General features: G+C 63.8%; 21 protein-coding genes. 6 read left to right on the forward strand and 15 right to left on the reverse strand.

Annotated elements, in window-relative coordinates; all coding sequences use genetic code 11:
• Positions 1-70: 70 nt before the first annotated feature.
• Genes pspA through V3330_RS14765 form a run of 4 tightly spaced genes read left to right on the forward strand, consistent with a single transcriptional unit; the run spans position 71 to position 1,747 of the window.
• Positions 71-805, forward strand: coding sequence for a phage shock protein PspA (pspA, locus tag V3330_RS14750; protein ID WP_354696207.1), 735 nt, complete (start codon positions 71-73; stop codon positions 803-805).
• A complete protein-coding gene (gene pspB, locus V3330_RS14755; protein ID WP_354696208.1) occupies positions 805-1,023 on the forward strand; it encodes an envelope stress response membrane protein PspB in 219 nt (72 codons plus the stop codon). The genes pspA and pspB overlap by 1 nt, the downstream gene beginning before the upstream one ends.
• Positions 1,020-1,433, forward strand: a complete 414-nt coding sequence (pspC, locus tag V3330_RS14760; protein ID WP_354696209.1) for an envelope stress response membrane protein PspC — start codon at positions 1,020-1,022, stop codon at positions 1,431-1,433. Before pspB ends, pspC begins: the two co-directional genes overlap by 4 nt.
• Positions 1,430-1,747 carry a hypothetical protein gene (locus V3330_RS14765; protein WP_354696210.1) on the forward strand — a complete coding sequence of 106 codons (318 nt, stop codon included), beginning with the start codon at positions 1,430-1,432 and terminating at the stop codon, positions 1,745-1,747. The genes pspC and V3330_RS14765 overlap by 4 nt, the downstream gene beginning before the upstream one ends.
• Here V3330_RS14765 and V3330_RS14770 read toward each other — a convergent pair.
• The 8 genes from V3330_RS14770 to V3330_RS14805 form a co-directional block, all read right to left on the reverse strand.
• Positions 1,738-2,670 carry a DUF1684 domain-containing protein gene (locus V3330_RS14770; protein WP_354696211.1) on the reverse strand — a complete coding sequence of 311 codons (933 nt, stop codon included), beginning with the start codon at positions 2,668-2,670 and terminating at the stop codon, positions 1,738-1,740. The two genes, V3330_RS14765 and V3330_RS14770, sit on opposite strands and share 10 nt — an antisense overlap.
• A 53-nt stretch (positions 2,671-2,723) precedes the next feature.
• On the reverse strand, positions 2,724-4,154 hold the full coding sequence (locus tag V3330_RS14775) for a mannose-1-phosphate guanylyltransferase/mannose-6-phosphate isomerase (RefSeq protein ID WP_354696212.1): 1,431 nt from the start codon (positions 4,152-4,154) through the stop codon (positions 2,724-2,726).
• 25 nt (positions 4,155-4,179) lie between these two features.
• On the reverse strand, positions 4,180-5,094 hold the full coding sequence (rfbD, locus tag V3330_RS14780) for a dTDP-4-dehydrorhamnose reductase (protein ID WP_354696213.1): 915 nt from the start codon (positions 5,092-5,094) through the stop codon (positions 4,180-4,182).
• Complete coding sequence (gene rfbC / locus V3330_RS14785) at positions 5,091-5,648, reverse strand: dTDP-4-dehydrorhamnose 3,5-epimerase (RefSeq protein ID WP_354696214.1); 558 nt, start codon at positions 5,646-5,648, stop codon at positions 5,091-5,093. Before rfbC ends, rfbD begins: the two co-directional genes overlap by 4 nt.
• On the reverse strand, positions 5,645-6,529 hold the full coding sequence (gene rfbA / locus V3330_RS14790; protein WP_354696215.1) for a glucose-1-phosphate thymidylyltransferase RfbA: 885 nt from the start codon (positions 6,527-6,529) through the stop codon (positions 5,645-5,647). The genes rfbC and rfbA overlap by 4 nt, the downstream gene beginning before the upstream one ends.
• 24 nt (positions 6,530-6,553) lie before the next feature.
• The gene (gene rfbB, locus V3330_RS14795) at positions 6,554-7,624 is read right to left on the reverse strand and encodes a dTDP-glucose 4,6-dehydratase (protein ID WP_354696216.1); all 1,071 of its coding nucleotides are present in this window, start codon (positions 7,622-7,624) and stop codon (positions 6,554-6,556) included.
• Between the two features lie 18 nt (positions 7,625-7,642).
• Complete coding sequence (gene ssb, locus V3330_RS14800) at positions 7,643-8,119, reverse strand: single-stranded DNA-binding protein (protein ID WP_354696217.1); 477 nt, start codon at positions 8,117-8,119, stop codon at positions 7,643-7,645.
• Positions 8,120-8,225: 106 nt separating this feature from the next.
• Positions 8,226-9,416 (reverse strand): MFS transporter, encoded by a 1,191-nt coding sequence (locus V3330_RS14805; protein ID WP_354696218.1) that lies wholly within the window; start codon positions 9,414-9,416, stop codon positions 8,226-8,228.
• A gap of 126 nt (positions 9,417-9,542) precedes the next feature.
• Between V3330_RS14805 and V3330_RS14810 the strand changes: the two genes are divergently transcribed.
• Positions 9,543-10,562: a polyprenyl synthetase family protein gene (locus tag V3330_RS14810; RefSeq protein WP_354696219.1), complete on the forward strand. Its 1,020-nt coding sequence runs from the start codon at positions 9,543-9,545 to the stop codon at positions 10,560-10,562.
• A gap of 58 nt (positions 10,563-10,620) precedes the next feature.
• Here the strand turns inward: V3330_RS14810 and V3330_RS14815 are convergent, their stop codons facing one another.
• The 4 genes from V3330_RS14815 to V3330_RS14830 all read right to left on the reverse strand — a co-directional run bounded on the left by V3330_RS14815 (position 10,621) and on the right by V3330_RS14830 (position 15,409).
• Positions 10,621-11,136: a peptidylprolyl isomerase gene (locus V3330_RS14815; protein ID WP_435791834.1), complete on the reverse strand. Its 516-nt coding sequence runs from the start codon at positions 11,134-11,136 to the stop codon at positions 10,621-10,623.
• A 168-nt stretch (positions 11,137-11,304) separates the two neighbouring features.
• A complete protein-coding gene (gene murD, locus V3330_RS14820) occupies positions 11,305-12,654 on the reverse strand; it encodes a UDP-N-acetylmuramoyl-L-alanine--D-glutamate ligase (protein ID WP_354696220.1) in 1,350 nt (449 codons plus the stop codon).
• Entirely contained in the window at positions 12,651-14,000 is a 1,350-nt protein-coding gene (locus tag V3330_RS14825) for a MurL-like N-terminal domain-containing (protein ID WP_354696221.1), read from the reverse strand. Before V3330_RS14825 ends, murD begins: the two co-directional genes overlap by 4 nt.
• Entirely contained in the window at positions 13,997-15,409 is a 1,413-nt protein-coding gene (locus V3330_RS14830) for an aspartate kinase (RefSeq protein WP_354696222.1), read from the reverse strand. Before V3330_RS14830 ends, V3330_RS14825 begins: the two co-directional genes overlap by 4 nt.
• A 333-nt stretch (positions 15,410-15,742) precedes the next feature.
• On the opposite strand from V3330_RS14830, the gene fusA reads away from it, so the two are divergent.
• Positions 15,743-17,785 (forward strand): elongation factor G, encoded by a 2,043-nt coding sequence (fusA, locus tag V3330_RS14835; protein ID WP_354696223.1) that lies wholly within the window; start codon positions 15,743-15,745, stop codon positions 17,783-17,785.
• A gap of 48 nt (positions 17,786-17,833) precedes the next feature.
• Here the strand turns inward: fusA and V3330_RS14840 are convergent, their stop codons facing one another.
• The 3 genes from V3330_RS14840 to V3330_RS14850 all read right to left on the reverse strand — a co-directional run bounded on the left by V3330_RS14840 (position 17,834) and on the right by V3330_RS14850 (position 19,711).
• Positions 17,834-18,061 (reverse strand): hypothetical protein, encoded by a 228-nt coding sequence (locus V3330_RS14840; RefSeq protein ID WP_354696224.1) that lies wholly within the window; start codon positions 18,059-18,061, stop codon positions 17,834-17,836.
• Between the two features lie 269 nt (positions 18,062-18,330).
• Entirely contained in the window at positions 18,331-18,966 is a 636-nt protein-coding gene (locus V3330_RS14845) for a hypothetical protein (protein WP_354696225.1), read from the reverse strand.
• A gap of 52 nt (positions 18,967-19,018) precedes the next feature.
• Positions 19,019-19,711, reverse strand: coding sequence for a hypothetical protein (locus tag V3330_RS14850; protein WP_354696226.1), 693 nt, complete (start codon positions 19,709-19,711; stop codon positions 19,019-19,021).
• Positions 19,712-19,722 lie beyond the last annotated feature (11 nt).

The following is a 19,722-nucleotide window of genomic DNA, read 5'->3' on the forward strand; positions in this document are numbered from 1 at the left end:
TTACGCGAACCGATGGCATGAACCATGCATTACTCCTGGGCAGAAACCATCGTACTCAGGAGATCGGCCCATGGGCATCTTTTCGCGCTTCAGCGACATCGTCAATGCCAATATCAATGCGGTCCTCGAAAAAGCCGAGGATCCGGAGAAAATCATCCGCCTGATGATCCAGGAAATGGAAGACACCCTGGTGGAAATTCGTTCGGCGGCCGCACGCTGCATTGCCGACAGCAAGGAGAACCGGCGCCACGTCGAGTACCTGGAGCGGGAAATCGGCGAATGGGAAAACCGCGCCGAACTGGCCCTGCGCCGCGATCGGGAGGACCTGGCGCGGGCCGCACTGGCTGAAAAACAGGCGATCGACGACCAGGTCAGGCAACTGCGTGAAGAGGCCGGACACCTCGACGCCCAACTGGAGAAATTCAATACCGACATCACCCAGTTGCAGAGCAAGCTCAACGACGCCAAGGCACGCCAGCGCAGCATCGTGATCCGGCACAAGACCGCCACATCCCAACTGGCCGCACGCAAGCACATTCACAGTGACCGCATCGACGAGATGCTGTTCCGGTTCGAGAACGCCGAACGTCGAATCGACCGGGTGGAATCCGAAGCCGAAGCCGAGTCCATGGGCCACAACCGCACCCTGGCCGATGAAATCGCCGGCCTGGAAGACGAAGACCGGGTCCGGGAGGAACTCGAAAAGCTGAAAACGCGGATGCGCGGCGGGAACGATGCGGCAAACGCCGGAGCGTCCGAAAAAGCCGCGACGCGGGAAGCTGACAGCGGCAAGGAGAACGATTGATGCCTGATGCCATTCCCATTCTGCTGGTCACGGTCTGTCTGCCACTCTGGATCGTGTTCCACTACATGACCAAGATGAAGACGTCCAAGGGTCTCACGAGGGAAGACGAGAAAATGCTGAGTGAAATCTGGGAGTCCACCAACCGGATGGAAGAGCGTATCAAGACCCTGGAACGGATTCTGGACATCGAAGCGCCCGACTGGAGAAGCCGTACATGAGCGAGATTTACCAGAGGGAAAACCCGCACCGGCTTTATCGCGACAAGAAAAATGCCGTATTGGCCGGGGTGTGTGCCGGTATCGCGGACTACTTTGGCTTCAATCGCAAAGGCGTGCGGGTCGCGGTGGTGCTGACTTTTCTGTTTCCGCCATTCATCCCGTTCGTCATCGTGTCCTACATCGTGCTGGCCATCGTGATCCCGGTGAAGCCGCAAGAACTTTATGTGGATAACGACAAGGCCAATTTCTGGCGCGGCGTCAGCAATGCCCCGGCCGAGGTGTTCAGCGCCCTCAGTCACCGTTTCAAGAGTCTGAATCTGCGGCTGGAAAAAATGGAGGCCTACGTGACCTCGAAGGAATTCAGCATTGACCGGGAACTGGGCCGCGGCCCGGGACGGAGCCGGTCATGAGCACAAGCGTCGCGGACGAAAAGCGCCAGAACGAGACCTTGTGTCGCCAGACCGTCGGCATCGACGCCCGAACGACGCCAACTTTCACGTGTTTGGCCGGTCTTTATAGGCAACAGGACAATGATGGTCCGGACCACCGGGAGAACCGGCAGGAGTACGAGATGAAAAAACAACCCGCGGAATCAAGCCAGTCCCCACCACGCCGGGCGCCGGTATTTTCATCCCCCTGGGCCGCCCTGTTCGCCCACTTTCTCGCCCAGCGTCCGCAGGCTCCGTTTTTTCGGCCCGGAACGGCCCCCGATGGTCAGGGGTGATAATCCTTCTCGCCCGCCCGAACCGCCAAATCCAGGCGATTCGCCTGCGGCGGTAACGGACAAGTCGAATACTCGGTGAATACGCAGGGCGGGTTGTAGGCCTTGTTGAAATCCACCACCAGGTGACCTTCGCGGGGCATCCCGTCGCTGTACACGAAGCGTCCGGCGCCATAGGTTTCGTGGCCACTGGTACGGTCGGCGAAAATGAACCACAGGCTGTCGGAATCGGCCTCGCCCACGCCGACCAGGTGATGTACCCGCCCTTCGCGTTCAAATTCGATCGTACCGAACACCGGGTTGGCGGTGACGTGCCCGAGCACGTCTCCAATGTCGATGGTGGTTCCGGACGGAGCCGGCTCGAAGCGGGCGTCAATGCGCCAGTCCGGTGCGATGGGATAGGTCGGAACACCGCGAAAACCGGTTCGCGTCTCCGCCTCGGAATCCTGGACGCGCAGGGCGTAGGATTCCCGGAATATCACGTGAAAGCTGAGAGTGCCGCTGGCCACCACGGTCGGGTCACCGGCGTTGTCGGCCACCAGCGGCACCGACCCGCCAACTGCTTTCGCGAGCATCACTTCTAGCGGTTCGCCATCGATGGTCAACGGCACTCCCGGAGCCGGCTCGAAGCGAAGGCTGTCACCGTCCAGCACCACCGAGCCCCAGGCTTGCGGTCCGCCAGGCAGGCGAATGCGATTGTCCGAACCGCTGCCGATGGTGTTGGCGCCCGGCTGCAGCCAGTCCAGGCCCACCAGGGTCAACCAGCCGTCCGGAGAACGCAGGCCCGCATCGCGCCGCTCGCGCCAGTCCTCGATGGCCGCCGTGTACGCCGCCTCGCCGGACGATGCCGGGCGGGTCGATACGTTACTGCAGGACGCGAGACCCAGCGTGGCGATGAATCCGGCAGTCCAGGCGACGATCAACATGGCCGGGGACAAAATTCCGAACCTGCCTCCCCTGCCTGTCCCGGCCGCGACGCTCACGCCTGTACCCGTCCGTAAATGTCTTCATAACGGACGATGTCGTCCTCGCCGAAGTAGTCACCGGTCTGCACTTCGATCAAATGGACATCGCCGGTACCGGCGTTTTCCAACCGATGCAGCGTGCCGGTGGGAATATAGGTCGACTCGTTCGCCTCCAGCAGAAATTCGCGGTCACCCAGGCGGACCTTGGCCGTGCCGCGTACCACCGTCCAGTGCTCGGCCCGGCGGTGATGCTTCTGCAGGGACAGCACCTGTCCGGGCTTGACCACCAGGCGCTTGACCTTGCAGTCGTCGGCATCTTCGAGCACGGAATAGCTGCCCCACGGCCGGTGCACCGTCTGGTGGAATTCGGCCGCCTCGTCTTCGAGATCAGTCAACTGGTTGACCACTTCCTTCACATCCTGGGCACGCTCGCGGTCGGCCACCAGAACCGCATCGCCGGTATCGACGATGACGAGGTCCTTCACCCCGACGGCGGCTACCAGCCGCTTGTCGCCCTGCACGAAACAGTCGGTGCTTTCCACCAGCACGGCCCGGCCGTGAATGCGGTTGCCCGCCGCGTCGGATTCGTACAACTCGCTGATCGCCTTCCACGAGCCGATATCGCTCCAGCCGAAGTCTCCGGCCACGACCGCGCTGCGATCGGATTTTTCCATGACCGCGTAATCCACCGAAATGGCGGGGCATTGGCCGAATTCCTCGGCGGGAATCTCCAGCGGCTGGCGGAAGCGGTCCATGCCCGCCCAGCAGGCCGTCACAGCCTCGTGCACGTCGGGGGCATGCTGTTCCAGCGCCTTGATGAAGGCACCCGCCTGGAAGCAGAACATGCCCGAATTCCAGTCGTAATCGCCCGAAGCCACGTATTCACGCGCTGTCTCGGCGTCCGGTTTCTCAACGAAGGCCGCCACTTCGCGGCCCGAGGAGTTCTCGATGCGCTGACCCTTGCGAATGTATCCAAAACCCGTTTCGGGCTGGGTCGGATGAATGCCGAAGGTCACGAGGTAGTCCCGCGCCGCCAGCGCCTGGGCCTCATCCACCGCCGTCCGAAATGCCGCCTCGTCCCGGATCAGGTGATCGGCCGGCAGAACCAGCAAACTGGCTTCCGGTCCGAACTTGCGTTCCAGATACAACGCGGCCAGCGCGATCGCGGGCGCGGTATTGCGGCCTACCGGCTCCAGCAGAAAGGGATGTTCGTGATCCTCGCCCACGATGCCGTCGTAGAGGTCGCGGGTGTAAAAATAGTAATCCCGGCTGGTGACCGTGAGCACGGGGCCACCGGCGGCAACGGACAGTGCCCGGCGAAACGTCTTTTCCGCCAGCGATTCGCCGTCCACCAGGCGCATGAACGGCTTCGGGTGCGCGCGCCGTGACACCGGCCACAGGCGCGTACCCGCCCCACCGGACAGAATGACGGGGATCAGCGGCATCGCGCCACCGCGGTCAAATTGAATTTCACGGTTCGAGTTCCTCCAGGCAGGTCCGCAGCGAAGCCGCGAGTTCCGGCGGCTGAACGCCGAAAGCCGCGCGGATGGCTGTCGTATCCAGCACCGAATTGGCCGGTCTGCGGGCAGGTTGCGGAAACTCCGCGGAAGCGATGGCTTGCAGCCGCGGCATGGCCTGCAGGTGCCCCAGAGTGACGGCCTGTTCGAATATCAGTCGCGCGAAATGATACCAAGTCACCGCATCGTCGTCGCAGTAGTGATATATCCCGTGCGGCGCTGCGCTCGTCTCCTCCTCTGCCGGCGCCACCAGGCGACCGAGCAGATCGGCCGAAACCCGGGCCAGGTTTCGAGCCCAGGTGGGGCAACCGCGCTGATCGCCGACGATGCTCAGGGAGGGACGCTCACGGGCGAGTTTGAGCATGGTGAGCACGAAATTGCTGCCGTGGGTGGAATACACCCACGAGGTGCGCAGCACCAGGTGGCGGCATCCGCTCGCGGTCACGGCCCACTCCCCGGCCAGCTTGGTTTCACCGTACACGCTCAATGGATTGGGACGGTCCTGCTCGCGCCAGGGCCGATCCAGACTGCCGTCAAAAACGTAGTCCGTCGAATAGTGCAGCAAGGCCCGATCATTGCGCGCACACCAGCGGGCCAGGGTATCGGGCAGGCCGGCATTGAGCCGAAACGCATCGTGAACGGCGGATTCGGCCTGATCGACCGCCGTGTAGGCGGCCGCGTTGACCACCGCGTCCGGCCGCCGCTCGTCCAGCAGCCTGCCGACCGCTTCGAAATCCGTCAGGTCCATTTGCACGGTACCGGGAAGCCCCGGCGCGCGGTCGACGGGAATCAGCCGCCCCAGTGCCCCCAGCAGCGGAGCCAGTTCCTGGCCCAGTTGCCCCGACGCACCGGCGAGCAGAATGTTCATACGGCCATCCGCGGCAGATCTTCCGGGGCCACCTGGCGCAAGCGTGGCGCGGCCCGGTCACGCTGTGAGATCTGCGTGGGTTCGATCGGCCAGTCGATGCCGATGTCCGGATCGTCCCAGGCCACGGCGGCGTCGGAGTCGGCGCGGTAAACGGTGGTGCACAGATAGGTGATCAGGGCGCTTTCGCCCAGCACGCAGAAACCGTGCGCGAAGCCCTCGGGCACGTACAACTGGCGGTGGTTGCCCGCTGACAGCTCGACCCCGGCCCAGCGGCGAAAGGTCGGTGAATCCGCACGGATGTCCACCGCGACGTCGAAAATGCGTCCTTCGAGCACCGAGACCAGCTTGCCCTGCGGATGGGGATACTGGTAGTGCAGACCCCGCACGACGCCGGCGCCCGAGCGTGACACGTTGCTCTGGGCGAAGTGCCCGGGCAGGCCTGCATCGCGGAACCGTTCGGTATTCCAGAGTTCCTTGAAATACCCCCGGTCGTCACCGTGCACGTCGGGCTCGATCACGACCAGACCCGGAATGCCGGTCTCGATGCAGTTCATGCCTCGCGCCCGCGACTGATGAGTTGCAGCAGGTAGTCGCCGTATCCGCTCTTGCGCAACGGCTCGGCCAGGCGCCGCACCTGGGCGTCGTCGATCCAGCCCTTGATGTAAGCGATCTCTTCCGGACAGGCGACCTTCAACCCCTGGCGCGCCTCGATGGTTTCGATGAAACTCGCGGCCTGCTGCAGCGATTCGTGGGTGCCGGTATCCAACCAGGCGTAGCCGCGCCCCAGGCGCTCCAGGCGCAGGCTGCTGTCTTTCAGATAACAGCGGTTCAGGTCGGTGATTTCAAGTTCTCCACGAGCCGAGGGTTTGAGTTCGCGGGCAAATTCGCTGGCCCGTCCGTCGTAGAAGTAAAGACCGGTCACCGCATAGTGTGAGCGCGGTTTCTCGGGCTTTTCTTCAATGTTCCGGACGCGCAGATCGCGGTCGAACTCGACCACACCGTAGCGCTCGGGATCCTTCACCCAGTAGCCGAACACGGTCGCGCCGTTTTCCTGCAGGGTGACCCGCTCCAGCACATCACTGAGTCCTCCGCCGTGGAAGATGTTGTCACCCAGGATCAGGCAACTGGGCGCGCCCGCGATGAATTCCTCACCGATGATCAGAGCCTGTGCCAGGCCCTCGGGCTCGGGCTGCACCGCGAACTCGATGCGCAGCCCCCAGTCGCTGCCGTCGCCGAGCAGTTGCTGAAACAGCCCTTGCTCGTGCGGGGTCGTGATCACCAGGATTTCGCGGATATCCGCCTGCATCAGAGTGGCCAGCGGATAGAAAATCATCGGTTTGTCGTACACCGGCAGTAACTGCTTGCTGACCACCCGGGTCAGCGGGTAAAGCCGGGTGCCACTGCCGCCCGCCAGAATGATGCCCTTGCGCTTCATCAGGAGTTCCTCCGCGGCCGCCGCTCAGGCCTCTGCGCCGGCCAGCCCGAGCCGTTCACCCTGGTAACTGCCGTCGCGTACCCGCTCGACCCAGCGTGTGTTTTCCAGGTACCAGTCGACAGTCTGCGCCAGCCCCGTCTCGAAGTCGACCGAAGGATTCCAGCCGAGCTCCGTGCTCAGTTTGCTGCAGTCGATGGCGTAGCGGCGGTCGTGGCCGGGCCGGTCGGTGACGTGTTCGATGAGCTGGGTGCGATCGCCGAATCCGCTATCGGGCACCCGCGCATCGAGTGCCGCGCAGATGGCCCTGACCACCTGTAGATTGGTGCGCTCCGCGCGACCACCGACGTTGTACACCTCACCACAGCGCCCGCCGCGCAATACCGTGGCAATCGCGTCGACATGGTCGTGCACGTGCAACCAGTCGCGTACCTGCAGACCATCGCCGTAAACCGGCAGGGGCTGGAGCGCCAGCGCGTTCAGGATCACCAGCGGAATCAACTTCTCCGGAAACTGGTACGGGCCGTAATTGTTGGAGCAATTGGTGGTGAGTACCGGCAGGCCGTAGGTGTGATGGAAAGCGCGCACCAGGTGGTCCGACCCGGCCTTGGACGCGGCGTACGGCGAATTCGGCGCGTACGGCGTGGTTTCCCTGAAGCTGCCTTCCTCGCCCAGGCTGCCGTAGACCTCGTCGGTGGAAACGTGCAGAAAACGGAATGCGGCGCCCTGCTCCGCCGGCAGTTCGCGCCAGTATTCCAGCGCCGACTGCAGCAGGTTGAGGGTGCCGACGATATTGGTTTGCACGAATGCGGCGGGTCCGTCTATCGACCGGTCGACATGGCTCTCGGCGGCGAAGTTGACGATCGCGTCCGGCCGGAATTCCCGCAGCAGGCGCTGGACCAGCGGGGCATCCGCGATGTCGCCGTGTACGAACTCATGGCGTTCGTCCTGCAGCACCGGCGCCAGCGTATCAAGATTGCCGGCGTAGGTCAGCAGGTCGAGATTGACCACCCGCAGTTCGGGATCGCGCTCCAGCGAGCGCAGAACAAAGTTGCCGCCGATGAATCCGGCGCCGCCGGTGACCAGCAGTGTACTCATGGCCGGGGCAAGCCGAGACTAGAACGGAATGTCGTCTTCAGCGAAACCGTCATCGGCCGGGGATTCGGAAACCTGCTGCTTGGCGGGCTGTTTCTGCGGGCGATTTTCGCGAAAACCACCCCCCTGGGACGACTGATCGTAATTGTCTCCGCCGCCCCCGCGGCCGCCGAGCATCTGCATTTCGTTCGCGACCACTTCGGTGGTGTACCGATCCTGTCCGCTCTGGTCCTGCCACTTGCGCGTGCGCAAGGTGCCTTCGATATACACCTGGCTGCCCTTGCGCAGGTATTCACCGGCGATTTCCGCCAGCCGATTGAAAAACACGATGCGGTGCCACTCGGTACGCTCCTGCTGCTCGCCGCTCTGCTTGTCGCGCCAGGCTTCGGTGGTGGCGACCCGAATGTTGGTGATGGCCGCGCCGCTCGCCGTGTAGCGGGTTTCCGGGTCCGCGCCCAGATTACCGACCAGGATGACCTTGTTGATACCACGTGCCATCAGGCATCTCCTTGCGGGTACCGCCAGGCACCCTTTTTATCCGTTCAGTGAAAGGTGTTTCAGGGCGGGGAGTTTAGCACAGTCAATCCGGACGCCTTGTGAGAAATCAACGCGACCTCACCACCGCGATGACGGCGCTCCAGAGCAGGCTCAGACCGGCCGCGATCAGCAAAGTGGAGGCCGCCCCGGAGCGCTGCAGCACCAGACCGCCGCCCGCTCCGCCCACAAAGGCGCCGAGAAACTGGAACGTGCTGTACAGACCCATGCGACGGCCGCGCCCACGGGTTCCCGAAAGCCGCGCGACCCGCGCCGGCATCGCCGCTTCGAGAACATTGAAGGCACTGAAGTAAACGGCCAGAGCCACGGCGGCCCAGGTCACATCGCTGGCGGCCTGCAGCAACAGCAGCGCCGCCCCCAGGACCGCGAAGGCCCACGGCAGCACGGTACGCTCGCGACCGGTTCGCCCGGTCCAGGCCAGCACGGGCAGCGCGAAGATCAGCGAACCCAGCATCGCCGGCACATACAGGTGCCAGTGCGCGGCCAGCTCCAGCCCGTAGCGAACTTCGAGCCGGCCGGGCAGCACGACGAACAGCGCCGTCATCACCGCATGCAACAGGAACACGGCCGCCGCCAGGATGCGGATCTCCCACCGGCTTTCCGGGGTGGTGGTCAACGCGTCGGAGGCTGCATCGGTCGCCACCGCGCCGCCGCGGGGGGTAGTCAGCACCAGCAACATACCGACTACCGCCAGCCCCACGGTCAGCCAGAAAAGGCCGGACAGGCCCAGGCGGCTGGCCACCGGCACCGAGGCGAGCAGCGAGAGCAGGAACGCGGCACCAATACCGATGCCGATCACGGCCAGCACGACCGGCCGGCGTTCCGGGCGAGTGTAATCAGCGGCGAAGGCCATGGCCACACCGGCCACCGCGCCGCAGCCCTGCAGCGCGCGCCCAACCACCAGACCGGTCATGGACTCGGCGGTCGCGGCAACCACCCCACCGAGCGCGAACAGCACCAGACCGCCGAGCAGCACCGGCCGGCGCCCCAGGCGATCCGACAGCCAACCGAAAGGCTGCTGCAGCAGGGCCTGGGTGAGGCCGTAAGCGCCCAGGGCGAGACCACCGAGCCAGGGCGTGAACCCCGGTACGTCCCGCGCCAGGACCATGAAAACCGGCAGAATCAGGAACAGGCCGAGCATGCGCAGGCCGATCACGCCCGACAAGGTCGCGGCCAGACGGAACTCGCGCCGGGTTTCGGGGGTGAGCGCCAAAGAAAGATCCTCGCTGAAACCGCGCATTATAGAAAGCCGGCGACAGAAAGCGAACGAGGGAATAACCCGGCCAGCGCACGTGGCGGTTTGTACCCCGCGGGCCTCAGCCTATAATTGCCCGACAGCCCGACCCGACCGCACCCCAGGAACCGCATGCCCGCAATGGAACAGGCACACGCCAAGACCCCCGACTCCCAATCCGGCCGCCCGGCCATCGACGCCATCACGGCGCTGTGCCAGGCCGACATGGATGCGGTCGACATGCTGATCCGCGACAGCCTGGATTCCAACGTTGTCCTGATTCGTCAAATCGCGGAATACATCATCGGCTCCGGCGGCAAGCGGCTGCGGCCCATGCTGGTCACGCTGGCGGCAAACGCCTGCGGCTATGACGGCCGCCACCACGTGACCCTGGCCGCGGTCATCGAGTTCATTCACACCGCCACGCTGCTGCACGACGATGTGGTGGACGAGTCCGAGCTGCGCCGCGGCCAGCGTTCGGCCCACGCCGTCTGGGGCAATGCAGCCAGCGTCCTGGTGGGCGATTTCCTGTATTCACGGGCTTTTCAGATGATGGTCGACGTGAATTCGATGCCAGTCATGGACCTGCTGTCGGATACCACCAACCGCATCGCCGAGGGTGAAGTGGAGCAATTGCTCAACATGCACGACCCCGATGTCTCCCGCGAACGCTACTTCAGCGTGATCGAGAAAAAAACCGCCCAACTGTTCGAGGCCGCGTGCCGGCTCGGCCCCCAGTTGGCCGGAACCGCGGCCCATGAACCGGGGCTGGGGCGTTACGGACGCGAACTGGGGATAGCCTTTCAGATTGCCGACGACGTGCTCGATTACATGTCCGACGCGGGCACCCTGGGCAAGAACGTCGGTGACGACCTGGCCGAAGGCAAGCCCACCCTGCCCCTGATCGTTTGCCGGGAGCGCCTGGACGAAAACCAGCGGCAGCGGGTGGACGCGGCCATCCGCGACGGCGACACCCGCAGCCTGCCCGACATTCTGCGGCTGATCCACGACACCGGCGCGGTGGAGGCATCGCTCGCCGAAGCACGGGCGCGCGCCGACGCCGCCCTCGAGGCGATCGGCGGACTGCCCGAATCCCGCTGGAAAGAAGCGCTGGCCGCACTGGCCGAGTACGCAGTCGACCGGCGGTTCTGAGCCGGGGCGGCCGGACATGGCCGCCGCACACCCGCAACGGGCGCGGCAGCCCGCGGGATTACTGATCCAGTGCCGCGTTCCAGGTCTCGATGCGAGCGGCCTGGTCGGTCAGCAACGGGTCCACTCCGGAAATTTCGATCGATTCAATGGTGTCGCCGACCTCAATGGCGTCGACCACGGCCTGATCCGCTTCGTCCACCACCGCGCCAAATACCGTGTGGCGGCCGTCCAGCCAGGGGGTTTCCACGTGGGTGATGAAGAACTGGCTGCCGTTGGTGCCGGGACCGGCATTGGCCATCGACAACACACCCGGACGATCGTGGCGCAGATCGGGCGAACATTCGTCCTCGAAACGGTAGCCCGGCCCGCCGGTGCCGGTGCCGTTGGGGCACCCACCCTGCACCATGAAGTCCGGAATGACGCGGTGAAAGGTCAAATTGTCATAAAAACCCCGGCTTGCGAGGTTGACGAAATTCGCCACCGTTACCGGCGCCTTGTCGGCATGTAGCCGCAGCTTGATGACGCCCTTGCTGGTGTGCATGACCGCGCTGGCGGCCGTCGATGATTCAGTCACAACTTTCTCCTGATTTTTGAAACTTTTTTGCCGCCTTGGCGGTCTATGTTACTGAGGCCGCGGGATGGTCTCTCCCTCATACCTTACAGGGCGAATTCTGCACTCCTCACTCCCTGACCCGCGGCCTCTTTTCATTTCCTGATCCGACCCCGCCCACGGCCCGTCCGTTCATTGACTGCGCGCGGAAAACCCGGCCGCCCGGCCAAACGCCAATCCGCGCGCCCGATAGTCCTCGAACCGTGGAAAACTCGGCGCGCCGGGCGACAACAGCACGGTATCACCCGGCCGGGCCAGGGCAAGCGCGCGGTCGACCGCCTGGTCCAGGCCGGCCGCAATGTGCAGGCCGCCGGCGCAGTTCAGGCCCGCGTTCCGCAAGAGGTCCACGATGGCGGCGCCGTTGTCCGGCAGGCCGATGACGGCATGCGGAGGATAACGCAAAAATTCCGCCACGTACGGCTTCCAGTCGACGCCCCGGTCAAAGCCGCCAACCAGCAGGATCACCGGCCGCGGAGCCAGCGCTTCCAGGGCGGCGGCGGTGGCGACCGGCGCCGAGGCGATGCTGTCGTCGATGAAACCCACGCCCTGGCGCTCACCGAGCACCTGCAGGCGGTGCGGCAATCCGGTAAAGCTCTGCACCGCCGCGGCCGCGGCCTCGACATCGCCCCCCGCCAGGCGTACCAACGCCAGCGCGGCGGCGACATTCTCACGATTGTGCCGACCCGGCAACGATTGCGGCATTGTTACCGGCAGGCTTCGTGAACCCATGCGGATGCCGGTATCCGTGGCGTGCAGGCCTGCGGCCGTACCGAACCAGGTGATGCCCTCACACCCTCCGAAACGCTCCCGCAGGCCGGGATCCGCCGCATTGACCAGCAGGCCGCCGGGCCGCACCCGGTCCGCGAGCCTGAGTTTGTCGCGCACGTAGTTGTCCACGCCGGCGTGCCAGTCCAGGTGCTCGGGCGACAGGTTCAGCACCACCGCCAGGTCGGGCTGGCCATCGAAATCGGCGATCTGGTAGCTGGAAAGCTCGATCACCCACCAATCCACTTCGTCCTCATCACAGGCCAGCAGCGGCGCACCGATGTTGCCGGCCAGACGAACGCGCTGCCCGCCGGCCTGCAACAGGTGGGCCAGCAAGGCCGAGGTGGTGCTCTTGCCCTTGGTGCCGGTCACACACACGGCGCGGGCCGCGGGATGCGCCGCAAACCACAGGTTGGTGCCGGTGGTGAAGCACACCCCCTGCTCCCGCGCGACGCGCAGCGGCTCGCGGTAGGGGCTGACGCCGGGTGAGCGCACGACGAGGTCGAACGCCGCGAGGCGGTCGGCGCTGAACGGCTCCACCCACAGTCGTTCTGTCCCGGTCAGCGACGCGGTGAACGCGGCATCGGGCGCCTGTTCCGCAATGACGGTCAGACGGGCACCGGGTTCGTGGCGACGCAGCCATTGCAGCGCCGCCTGACCCTCCCGGCCGGCGCCAAGAATGGCGATGTGCCGCGCAGCGCCGCAGCGGTCACTCATCCCGGAACGCCTTCCATCCGGGCAGCGATGTCCGGCGGAATGCCGTGCCGCGACGACGGCTGCAGCAAATCCTCCAGAGCCGGCATGGCGACGTCATCGAGGGCCGGCGCGAGCCGGCGCACGATGGCATGCTCGCGCCATTCCGGCTGCCCGGACAGCGCCCGCAGCGCGGCGCGGCATTCGCCGACTTCGCCGACGCACTCGAAGGGCTTTTCAGCTCCCAGCCCGCACAGGGCCCGAAACCCGGCTTCCTGGGCCGGGTCGTCCAGCAGGTCGGCATCCATGATGGCCCGGACCCGCCGCGGCGGCAGGAAAACCGCCAGGGACAGCGCCGCGAAACGGCACTTGGGACAGTTTCCGCACCAGCGGCCGCGGATCACCGGTCCGTCGAGGTGAAAATTGCGGTTGCAGCTCGAGTACACGCCGTGAAAGCGTTCCAGGCCCGTAAACCGGCGCACGATGTCGAGTTCCGAAAACGGGCGCAGGATGGAAAAGTACTCGAGATCGGCCGCCACCCAGGAACGAACCACGGCGCGAAAGGCGGCTTCGAATTCACTGCTCTTGCTGTACTGATGGTTCACCGCTTCGCCGCCGGGGCCGGTCAACGTGGCCTCATCGGCGGAACGTTCATTGGAGAACACCACGTAGCGGCAGCCGTAAAGCAGGGCGGCGCAAACACCGATGGCCGAGTTGATGGCCGTCACTGGAACGTGCCCGTTCCAGGCGCCGGCCTGGTTCATCGCTTTCAATTCCGGGGCCAGGCGACGGCCAATGCGCAGCAGGTCCAGACCGGCGGCCGCAGCGGTGTCGCCAATCAGGCGCGATTCACCCACGCACCATGGCCGGACCTGGAGGCCCGCCCGAGCCGCCAACTCCAGGCCAACCAGGCTGTCCTTGCCGCCGCCCAGGGCGACCAGCGCGGTTTCGCCAAGCCCGACCCGCCGCGGCTCGGACGGCTCCCCGGGACCGGCCGGAACGGACAGGCGGCCCGCCACGTCCACGTCGTTGACGAAGCCGAATTCCGCCAGCCCCTTGACGTACACGTCGGTGAGAAAGTGAGCGATGGCCGGTGGCGGCGGCCGGTTAAGCCGGATTTCGGGCGCCAGCCCGGCCTTCCAGTAGCTGACGCCGGCCAGCCAGTGCAGCAGTTGCAGCGCCGCGTCGAACGCGGCTCTGCGCTCGGCGCCGGCCGGTTCCGGCGCGCCCGGGAACACGATCCGCTCGATCAGTTCCGGACCGTCGTCCACCCGCCAGGCCAGCCGTGCCTCGCCACGCGCTGCATCGTAGCCGCAGTCGACAAAGTGAAACACCCGGGCCGCACGGGGATCGGCGACAGCGCCGCTCACACCACTCCCTCCAGGTCGGCCCAGGCGGGACCGAACACGCCGCCCGAATCCTCCGGCCCGGGAATCAGAATCGCGTGAGCCCGGCGCATCAGTTCCTCGTCGGCGCCGGCCTTGACCAGCAGACTCAGGCACTGATCGTTGGCCGACTGCGACAGCATCAGCAACGGATGATCGCGGAACAGCGCCAGCGCGCCGGTCAGGTTCGCCAGTGCGGTGCGCACCTCGCGGCCGACCAGATTGACGCAGGCGCAGCGCCGGTGCACCGTGACGGCGCACTGCGATTCGAGGTCGCTCACCAGGCCTTGCAGCCCGGCAGCGTCGACGTGGTTCGCCGCGCCGTTGATGGCAACGGAGGTGGTGGTTTCCGAGGTGGACACCAGGTCCACCGAAATTCCGTGCCGGCCGACGATTTCGAATACTCGGGCCAGAAAGCCCACCTCCCGGCGGTGGTCGCGTTTACGCAACAACAGCACAATCATGTCGGCCTGGCAGGTGATGGCCTTGACCCCCGGCACCGGGTCGATGTGACGGGCGATCAGGCTGCCGGGCAGTTCCGGCCGCGTGGTGTCCAGCACGCGCAACGGCGTGCAGGTGACCTGCGCCGCGCGGATCGCATTGGGGTGTACCACGCGAGCGCCGTTGGACGCCATTTCCAGCGCTTCGTCGTAGCCCAGCCGGGTAATCAGCCGGGCTTGCGGAACCCGGCGCGGATCGGCGCTGAACAGGCCGGGCACATCGGTCCAGATTTCCACCCGGTCGGCGTTCAAGCGGCCACCCAGCAAGGCGGCCGACGTGTCCGAGCCGCCACGCCCGAGCACACGAGTGCGGCCTTCTTCATCGCGGGCGGCGTAACCCTGCGTGATCACCACCGGTTCCAGTTGCGACCAGCGCCGTGCCAGGCCGGGATCGGCTCCGGGCTGACACGTGGCCGACAGCCAGCGGCGCACCGGCGACAGGTCCGGTTCATCGACGACCTGCAACGCCTCGCGGGCGTCGGCCCAGCTTACCGGCAGACGCTGGCGCAGAAAGGCGGCGCCGAGTTGCGTGCTCAGCCACTCACCGGTGGCCAGCAGGTCGGCCCGCGGTGCCAGGCTGTCGCCATCGGCCAGGCGTCCCAGCGCGGCGCGGATGCGCTTTTGCGCCTCCGCCAGGCAGGCTTCCGCGTCCACCTCCAGTTCCCGGGCCAGTCGCCGGTGGCGCAGGTCGATGTCAGCCAGAGCCCCTGTGTCACCGGGATTGTCAGCCAGTGCCGACAGGGCGGAGGTCACTCCCGATGCCGCGCTGCACACGAGCAGCACCCGGAAACCGGCCTCACGGCGCTGGGCGGCCAGCCGGGCAATGGTTTCCCACTGCGGCCTTCCGGCAACGCTGGTGCCTCCGAATTTGAGAATGATCCAGTCAGCGGGCATGTCGTACCGCCATGATGCGGCTCCGGGCGAAAAGGGGCCGGGCAAGTGGCTGCAACTTAGCGAACTCGCCACGGCTTGTACAGGCACACCGGATCAGCGCCCCGGCTTTGCCCGAATCCGGTCCTTAAAAAAACGGCGCCCGGGAGGGCGCCGCCAAGAGGGAGTGTTAAGACAACCTGACATTCCGGAGGGAATGTCCAGAGCGGAAACCGGCAAGGCCGGCCACATTCCGACGTCTGTAATTCTATGACCCCCAAAATCGCCCCGGGTTCCGTACTCCTGCTTTCTGTACTAGGATGATTATCCCACCCGCGACAGCAGAGGAATACGCCGATGCCGAACTACCGCACCGAAGATATTCGCAACATCACGCTGGTCGGACACACGGGTGCGGGTAAGACAACGTTGGTGGAAGCCCTGCTGCAGAAAGCCGGCGTGATCGGCGAGGTCGGCACCATCGAACGTGGAACCACCACCACGGACCACGATCCGATGGAAAAAGAATTCCAGCACTCCCTCGATTCGGCCATCGCCAGCCTGGATTTCGAGGGTGTGCACATCAACCTGATCGACACCCCCGGATTCCCCGACTTCCGCGGCCCCACCCTGACGGCGATGGCGGCGGCGGAAACCACCGCGATCGTGATCAACGCCAGCAGCGGCATCGAGCTTTCCACCCGCCGCATGATGCGGCGGGCCAAACGCCGTCGGCTGTGCCGCATCATCATCGTCAACAAAATCGACCAGGAAGGCGCCGAGCTGACCCGGCTGATCAAGCAGATCCGCGAAGAGTTCGGCCCGGAATGCCTGCCGATCAACCTGCCGGCCGACAATCTCTCCACCGTGCGCGATTGTTTCTTCCAGGAAGATGGCGAAACCGACATCTTTTCGCTGGGTGAAGCGCACGAAGCCATCATCGACCAGGTGGTGGAGACCAGCGAAGACCTGATGGAGAAGTACCTGGAAGGCGAATCGCTGAGCCGGGAGGAATTGCACGACGCCTTCGAGCGTGCCCTGCGCCAGGGCCACCTGGTGCCGATCTGCTTCACCTCGGGTGTGACCGGCGCCGGCCTGGGTGAATTTCTGCGCCTGTGCAAGCGCCTGATACCCAACCCCACCGAGGGCAACGCCCCGCCGGTACTGAAGGGCGAAGGCGAGGATGCCGAGAAAGTGGATGTGACCCCCGACCCGAACGCGCACGTTGTCGCTCACGTGTTCAAGATCAGCAACGACCCCTTCGTCGGCAAACTGAGTATCTTTCGCATTTACCAGGGCACGGTGAAGCCGGATACCCAGCTCTACATCGGCGATGCGCGCAAGCCGTTCAAAGTGGGCCACCTGTTCAGCGTGCAGGGCGGCAAACACGAGGAGATCGATGCCGGCATCCCAGGCGACTATTGCGCCGTGGCGAAAGTGGACGACATTCACTACGACGCCATCCTGCACGACTCGCACGCCGAAGATAACCTCCACCTCAAACCACTCGATTTCCCGCAACCCATGTACGGCCTGGCGATTCAGCCCAGCAGCCGCGGCCAGGAGCAGAAACTGGCGCAGGCCCTGCACCGCCTGACCGAGGAAGACCCGTGCTTCAACGTGGAGCACAACCAGGAACTGAACGAAACGGTGGTGCGCGGCCTGGGCGAACTGCACATGCGGGTGATGCTGCAACGTATGAGCAAGCGCTACAACGTGGAAGTCGACACGCGCCCGCCACGCATCGCCTACCGGGAAACCATCACCCGCCCCGCCGAAGGCCACTACCGCCACAAGAAACAGACCGGCGGCGCCGGCCAGTTTGGAGAGGTGTTCCTGCGGGTGAAACCCCTGCGCCGCGGCGAAGGCTTCACCTTCAACAACAAAGTGGTCGGCGGCGCCATCCCCACCAGCCTGATCCCGGCGGTGGAAAAAGGCATCCGCCAGATCATGGACGAAGGCGCCATCGCCGGCTATCCGCTGCAGGACATGGAAGTGACCGTGTACGACGGCAAGTACCACCCGGTGGACTCCAAGGAAATCGCCTTTGTGATCGCCGCCAGAAACGCCTTTCTCGACGGCATACGCAACGCCGGCCCGCAGATCCTGGAACCCATCGTAAACGTGGACGTGACCGTGCCCGAGGCCCACATGGGCGACATCACCGGCAACCTGGCCAGCCGCCGAGCCCGGATCAGCGGCACCGAGAGCCTGAGCGGCGGCTTCGTGACCGTGCAGGCCGACATGCCACTCAGCTCACTTTCGGACTACCACACGGAATTGAAAAGCATGACCCAGGGCCAGGGCACCTTCACAATGGAGTTCAGCCACTACGACCCGGTGCCGCACGATGTGCAGGAGACCCTGAAGGCGGAGTACAAGCCGCGGGATGCGAGCTAGCGATGCGGAGCAGCCAGCATTGCTGGCGAAATCTTCAAGAGGTTTATGTTACGCGACGGACGCAACCTGCTCCGCCACGGCGGCTGGAAGATCGACACGCACGAACAGGGATGGGGGATAGAGATAGTCCTCACCAGACTCGTCAATGACGCGAATCTGGCCGGATTTCTCAGCCGCAGGATCAGGCACAACCTGGTAAAGCTTGCGAACCTCGAGCGACACCTCGTAACCGGCGTTGTTCGTGCATATGACGAATTGTCGATTCCTGGCTGTCATCCGAGTAAGCGCCTGAGTTTGAATTCCCTTTTGCCGATTCCGGTAGCTTCATACCAATGTATCTCAGCCTGGTGTACGGAACCATCCGGGAACTGAATAGTGGCAAATCCCTTTCGCTTTCTCCAGCTACCCGTGCCATATTTCTTGCACAAGCGTTTCAGATCACGAATACCATGCCCCCGGGCAATGGTCTTGATCCCCTGTAGTTCACTCGTGATCTCAAAGTGCACGAGTTACGCCTGGTAACCGGGAGAAGACCCGACAAACTGTTAGTCGGCAATTGACGGAAACCGGGCACGTTCCTCGGTGAAGCGAACCTGCCCTGGCGGTCGGGACGACCGCAGCGGCCCCGACACGCGCAGCATGAGAAGGCCTCCCTCCTCTCGGGTCATCCAGGTTCTGCTCTGACCGCTGAGTATTTGCCCTTCGAGCCCGCCCTCAAACGAACGGACTGGAAAAACGATAGCCCCTGCTTCGCACTGGAAATCGCCCTGGACTTGCGAAAATGTGTACCGCCTTGGAGGTCTATCATCCCCCCACACGATAGTCAGGCTCAGCTTTGCTTCCGTGCTTTGTGAAACAATCAGTTGCCCGATCGTGCGGATCAAATTTTGTTCGCTCGATTGAAGCTCTTCAAATTCTGCGCGATGCAACGGCACGAACTCGAAGACCGCATATTCGCCCAAGGCTATGCTTGACGGGTGCTCGTCCGGGAAATTCTTTTCCCTGGGCAGAAGAGCAAATTTGCCCGAGACATTCGGACATCCATGTGTCTTGTGATGGGTGGTTTTGCTTGCGAGTTTCCCATCGCTGATTGCGTCAGGACGCGGAATTGTCAAATCGGGCGGTGCCGAGCAGGCACATAGAAGCGGCAGGGTCACTGCGACCACTGCGTTCACCGCCATCTTCCCGAAGCGGATTTCAGCGGAGTCTCTCCCCCGGGATTTTGTTAACAAATCACTCAATAGACACCGAGTCGATGATTTTCTGAACAATGAGCTGACGACTTGCGAACCATGACTTGTCAGTCTTCCAACGCTGGCGGTCGTAGACAAAAACCATATTCAAATAGATGTCATGCACGAGAGGCGTACGATAAAGATCATATACGCTGCTCAGAACCCCTTCAGAAAAGTTACGCTCCCAAACACGCCCTTCGCTCTCATAAATTTCGTACTTGTGAAATGATTTGCGATGCAGTTCTTTCCAGTATTTCGATGACTCCTTCGAGTCATCAAACATAGCCCAAAAATCTGCTTCCATTTTATCCAGGGCATCCTGAGGCGAGCGAGAAAAAAGGTTCACGCCTGGAACCATATCAACGCCTACACGAACACTAAAATCTGACTGCATCCTGTTGCCATTATCTTTTCGCCTTTGATCAAAGTTGAGGATAACCGGAAAAACAGCGCCTTTTTCCAGGCCGAAGCCTCTGTCTGCCAATTGCTCTCGACTCAATTCGATGGGGTTGTCAATTAATCCTTGTAGTTTGCTTATCGGAACTGAGACCTTGGCTGACACATCATCAATCAGTAGTACGACTTCGTCCCAGGAGCCGGAGTCAGATTCCGGCAAGATTGGCGCAGGAGCACAACTAGGCAGACTAACCAACCCCAAGAGAAGTACTATATTCAATATCCTTTGATTCATGGTTGATCCCC

Origin of the sequence: Elongatibacter sediminis (assembly GCF_037892215.1) — a bacterium.
Taxonomy (GTDB): domain Bacteria; phylum Pseudomonadota; class Gammaproteobacteria; order Xanthomonadales; family SZUA-36; genus Elongatibacter; species Elongatibacter sediminis.

What these genes read in the sequence shown, in the direction of transcription:
- V3330_RS14840 (WP_354696224.1), bottom strand. Translation starts at nt 18,061, where the DNA reads ATGACAGCCAGGAATCGACAATTCGTCATATGCACGAACAACGCCGGT.
- V3330_RS14850 (WP_354696226.1), bottom strand. Translation starts at nt 19,711, where the DNA reads ATGAATCAAAGGATATTGAATATAGTACTTCTCTTGGGGTTGGTTAGT.
- V3330_RS14775 (WP_354696212.1), bottom strand. Translation starts at nt 4,154, where the DNA reads ATGCCGCTGATCCCCGTCATTCTGTCCGGTGGGGCGGGTACGCGCCTG.
- V3330_RS14810 (WP_354696219.1), top strand. Translation starts at nt 9,543, where the DNA reads ATGCCCGCAATGGAACAGGCACACGCCAAGACCCCCGACTCCCAATCC.
- V3330_RS14765 (WP_354696210.1), top strand. Translation starts at nt 1,430, where the DNA reads ATGAGCACAAGCGTCGCGGACGAAAAGCGCCAGAACGAGACCTTGTGT.
- V3330_RS14830 (WP_354696222.1), bottom strand. Translation starts at nt 15,409, where the DNA reads ATGCCCGCTGACTGGATCATTCTCAAATTCGGAGGCACCAGCGTTGCC.
- fusA (WP_354696223.1), top strand. Translation starts at nt 15,743, where the DNA reads ATGCCGAACTACCGCACCGAAGATATTCGCAACATCACGCTGGTCGGA.
- rfbC (WP_354696214.1), bottom strand. Translation starts at nt 5,648, where the DNA reads ATGAACTGCATCGAGACCGGCATTCCGGGTCTGGTCGTGATCGAGCCC.
- V3330_RS14845 (WP_354696225.1), bottom strand. Translation starts at nt 18,966, where the DNA reads ATGGCGGTGAACGCAGTGGTCGCAGTGACCCTGCCGCTTCTATGTGCC.
- V3330_RS14770 (WP_354696211.1), bottom strand. Translation starts at nt 2,670, where the DNA reads ATGTTGATCGTCGCCTGGACTGCCGGATTCATCGCCACGCTGGGTCTC.
- pspA (WP_354696207.1), top strand. Translation starts at nt 71, where the DNA reads ATGGGCATCTTTTCGCGCTTCAGCGACATCGTCAATGCCAATATCAAT.
- V3330_RS14805 (WP_354696218.1), bottom strand. Translation starts at nt 9,416, where the DNA reads ATGCGCGGTTTCAGCGAGGATCTTTCTTTGGCGCTCACCCCCGAAACC.
- ssb (WP_354696217.1), bottom strand. Translation starts at nt 8,119, where the DNA reads ATGGCACGTGGTATCAACAAGGTCATCCTGGTCGGTAATCTGGGCGCG.
- rfbD (WP_354696213.1), bottom strand. Translation starts at nt 5,094, where the DNA reads ATGAACATTCTGCTCGCCGGTGCGTCGGGGCAACTGGGCCAGGAACTG.
- rfbB (WP_354696216.1), bottom strand. Translation starts at nt 7,624, where the DNA reads ATGAGTACACTGCTGGTCACCGGCGGCGCCGGATTCATCGGCGGCAAC.
- pspB (WP_354696208.1), top strand. Translation starts at nt 805, where the DNA reads ATGCCTGATGCCATTCCCATTCTGCTGGTCACGGTCTGTCTGCCACTC.
- rfbA (WP_354696215.1), bottom strand. Translation starts at nt 6,529, where the DNA reads ATGAAGCGCAAGGGCATCATTCTGGCGGGCGGCAGTGGCACCCGGCTT.
- murD (WP_354696220.1), bottom strand. Translation starts at nt 12,654, where the DNA reads ATGAGTGACCGCTGCGGCGCTGCGCGGCACATCGCCATTCTTGGCGCC.
- pspC (WP_354696209.1), top strand. Translation starts at nt 1,020, where the DNA reads ATGAGCGAGATTTACCAGAGGGAAAACCCGCACCGGCTTTATCGCGAC.